Annotated in this window: 6 protein-coding genes; 4 read left to right on the top strand and 2 right to left on the bottom strand. The window is 71.2% G+C overall.

What is annotated here, in order from left to right:
- On the bottom strand, positions 1 to 315 hold a 315-nt coding region (locus CCN56_RS36450; RefSeq protein WP_086832027.1), incomplete at its 3' end, for a ferritin-like domain-containing protein.
- Complete coding sequence (locus CCN56_RS36445; RefSeq protein WP_086832026.1) at positions 312 to 923, bottom strand: hypothetical protein; 612 nt, start codon at positions 921 to 923, stop codon at positions 312 to 314. The genes CCN56_RS36445 and CCN56_RS36450, both read right to left, overlap by 4 nt.
- 178 nt (positions 924 to 1,101) lie before the next feature.
- Here CCN56_RS36445 and rimP point away from each other — a divergent pair, with 178 nt between their 5' ends.
- The 4 genes from rimP to CCN56_RS36425 form a co-directional block, all read left to right on the top strand.
- Positions 1,102 to 1,599: a ribosome maturation factor RimP gene (gene rimP, locus CCN56_RS36440; protein ID WP_041131520.1), complete on the top strand. Its 498-nt coding sequence runs from the start codon at positions 1,102 to 1,104 to the stop codon at positions 1,597 to 1,599.
- A gap of 2 nt (positions 1,600 to 1,601) precedes the next feature.
- Positions 1,602 to 2,597, top strand: coding sequence for a transcription termination factor NusA (gene nusA, locus CCN56_RS36435; RefSeq protein WP_086832025.1), 996 nt, complete (start codon positions 1,602 to 1,604; stop codon positions 2,595 to 2,597).
- 74 nt (positions 2,598 to 2,671) lie between these two features.
- Positions 2,672 to 2,953: a YlxR family protein gene (locus tag CCN56_RS36430; protein WP_086832024.1), complete on the top strand. Its 282-nt coding sequence runs from the start codon at positions 2,672 to 2,674 to the stop codon at positions 2,951 to 2,953.
- A gap of 149 nt (positions 2,954 to 3,102) precedes the next feature.
- Positions 3,103 to 3,330, top strand: a 228-nt coding sequence (locus CCN56_RS36425) for a translation initiation factor IF-2 N-terminal domain-containing protein (protein ID WP_143664735.1), incomplete at its 3' end; no start/stop codon positions are given.

Raw genomic sequence — 3,330 nt, 5'->3', positions numbered from 1 at the left:
GCGGCCCTCGGTGGCCCGGACGAGGTCGGAGTACACCCCGGCCACCCGGTCCTCGAGGAGGGCCGCGAGCCGCACCGCGCCGGCCGGGTCCTCGACCGGGAACGGCAGCTCGTACGCGGCCTCCGCCGCCACCGGAGCCCCGCCGAGGTCCTTCACGGTCCGGCGCAGCGCGTCCCGGCGGGCCCGGTGCGCCTCGTACGCGGCGGTGGCCTCGGCCCGCCGCTCCGTACCGATCCTGCCGCCGACGACCCCGTACCCGTACACCGCGGCGTGCTCGGCGGCCAGCGCGGCCTGGGTCGCGTCGAGGGCGCTCATGCCCGGGCTCCTTCGGTCAGCAGGTAGGCGTGGGCGGCGCCGGAGGCCGCCACGGAGGCGAGCAGCCGGGCGTACTCGGGCGGGGCGGTGAGCAGGGCGGTCGTGTGCCCGTCGGAGGCCGTGCGCTCGGCGGCGGCGAGCTCCTTGAGGGCGCCCCGGGGGTCGGCTGCCACCCGTACGGGCGCGGGGGTGGCCGCGGACTTCGCGGAAGCGGAGGCAGGGGCGGGCGCGGAGGCGGGCACGGTGGCGGCCGGGGTCACGGAGGTCTCCGGGGACGCGGACCCGGTGGCCGCAGGACGCTTCGTCGTCGTCCCGTCCTCGCCCAGCGCCTTCGCGTGCGCCGCCACCGTGCTCCGCAGAGCCGTCAGCCGCGGCGCCAGGGCCGGGTGGGCCGCGAGGGTCGCGTCGTAACGTTCGAGGAGGGAGTGGGCGAGGGTCGCCGACCGCAGCCGCAGGGCCGCCTCGGCGCGTGCCGCCCGTTCGGCCTCGAGTTCGGCGGCGCTCGGCCGGCGGGTCTGCCCGCCGGCCGAAGAGGTGCAGCCCACCAGGACCGTCGCCCCCGCCGCCGCACCCGCCACGAGGAGTGCGCGTCTGCCCGTCGTCGTCACGCCTTCTCTCCCCGGCTGCCGTCGTCGTCGAAGATCGTCGAGATCACCGCAGGCGAGCGTACCCGCGGGCCCCGGGGCGGTGGACGGCAACACCCTCCCGGACCGGATACCCTTTGTGCTGACACGCGACGACACGCGACGAACCCACAACAGCACACGCGGCCGAGGAGTCACCCGGATGAGCACCACCCAGAGCGACAGGCTGCGCGGACTCGTGGAGCCGCTCGTCGCCGCCAAGGACCTGGATCTGGAAGAGATCGAGGTGTCCCGGGCCGGCCGCCGCGGGCTGCTGCGGATCGTCGTCGACTCGGACGAGGGCGTGGAGCTGGACGTTTGTGCCGAGCTGAGCCGCGAGATCTCCGAGAAGCTGGACGAGACCGACGCGATGGGCGAGGGCGAGTACGTCCTCGAAGTCAGCTCCCCCGGCGCCGAGCGTCCCCTCACCGAGCACCGCCACTACGTGCGTGCCACCGGCCGTCTGGCGAAGCTCCAGCTGGCCGAGGGCGGGGACCTGGTCGCGCGCATCCTCGCCGTGGACGAGGACGGCCTCGACATGGAGGTGCCGGGCGTGAAGGGGCGCAAGCCCACCGCCCGCCGGGTCGAGTTCGCCGAGATCGTCAAGGCGCGTGTCGAGATCGAGTTCAACCGCAAGGACAAGAAGGAAGAGGAGGCGTAGCCGTGGACATCGACGTGAAGCTCCTGAAGGGCTTGGCACAGGAGAAGGAAATCTCCTTCGAGATGCTGGTCGAGGCGATCGAGTCGGCCCTCCTCATCGCGTACCACCGCACCCCCGACGCCCGTCGCCACGCGCGCGTGGAGCTGAACCGGGCCACCGGTCACGTGACGGTGTGGGCGAAGGAGGACCCCTCCGACCTGGAGGAGGGCCAGGAGCCCAAGGACTTCGACGACACCCCGTCGGACTTCGGCCGGATCGCGGCGAGCACCGCCCGCCAGGTCATCCAGCAGCGGCTGCGGGACGCCGAGAACGACGTGACCTTCGGCGAGTACGCGCGCCGCGAGGGCGACGTCGTCGCCGGTGTGGTGCAGCAGGGCAAGGACCCGAAGAACGTCCTCGTCAAGCTGGACGACAAGCTGGAGGCCATCCTTCCGGTGCAGGAGCAGGTGCCGGGCGAGGAGTACACGCACGGTCTGCGGCTGCGCACGTACGTCGTCCGGGTGGCGAAGGGTGTCCGCGGTCCGTCCGTCACCCTCTCGCGCACGCACCCCAACCTGGTGAAGAAGCTCTTCGCCCTGGAGGTGCCGGAGATCGCCGACGGCTCGGTCGAGATCGCGGCGATCGCCCGCGAGGCCGGTCACCGCACCAAGATCGCCGTCCGTTCCACCCGTTCGGGCCTGAACCCCAAGGGCGCCTGCATCGGCCCGATGGGCAGCCGCGTCCGCAACGTGATGGCCGAGCTGCTCGGCGAGAAGATCGACATCGTCGACTGGTCGGACGACCCGGCCGAGATGGTGGCGAACGCGCTCTCGCCGGCGCGGGTCTCCAAGGTCGAGGTCGTCGACCTCGCCGCCCGCTCCGCCCGGGTGACGGTGCCGGACTACCAGCTGTCGCTCGCGATCGGCAAGGAGGGCCAGAACGCCCGCCTCGCCGCGCGTCTGACCGGCTGGCGGATCGACATCCGTCCGGACACGGAGCCGGCCGGTCCGCAGGACTGAGACCGTTTTTGGCCAACAGCTGTTCGATTTTTGCCCCAAACGGGTGAGGTCGGTACGGGGAGGTAGACTTAATCGTGTCTGGCCGGACGCATGCCTGCGCGTGCCCTGAGCGAACCTGTGTGGGATGCCGGGAGCGAGCGGCCAAGAGCGATCTGCTGCGGATCGTGGTGAACAAGGACGAGTGCGTTCCTGATCATCGCGGTACGCTGCCCGGCCGGGGTGCGTACCTGCACCCCGCCGTGGTCTGTCTCGACCTGGCGGTCCGCCGCCGGGCCTTCCCGAGGGCCTTCAAGGTCCAGGGGCCGCTCGACACGGAGACACTCCGTCACCACGTCGAGCAGGCGGCACCGCAGTGAACAAGAAGTACGGCACGGAACACCGTGCGGTCAGGTACCTCGCGAGTTGGAAGTAGGTCGAGATTGCGATGAGCACTCGATGAGTACGCGATGAGTACGCCCATGAAGTAGCGACGGTCCGGCGGTAACCGGACCTATAAAGGAGCGAAGTGGCTAAGGTCCGGGTATACGAACTCGCCAAGGAGTTCGGTGTGGAGAGCAAGGTCGTCATGGCCAAGCTCCAAGAACTCGGTGAATTCGTCCGTTCGGCGTCCTCGACGATCGAGGCGCCGGTCGTGCGCAAGTTGACTGACGCTTTGCAGGGTCCCGGTGGCAACGCCGGCAAGACCGCTGCCAAGCCCGGCGCGCCCCGCAAGGCGACGCCTTCCCCCGCGGCG

Origin of the sequence: Streptomyces sp. NRRL B-24572 (genome assembly GCF_002156145.1) — a bacterium.
Taxonomy (GTDB): Bacteria; Actinomycetota; Actinomycetes; order Streptomycetales; family Streptomycetaceae; genus Streptomyces; species Streptomyces vietnamensis.
The sequence above is the reverse complement of the archived record's forward strand: the minus strand, read 5'-3'. Positions and strand labels throughout refer to the sequence as shown.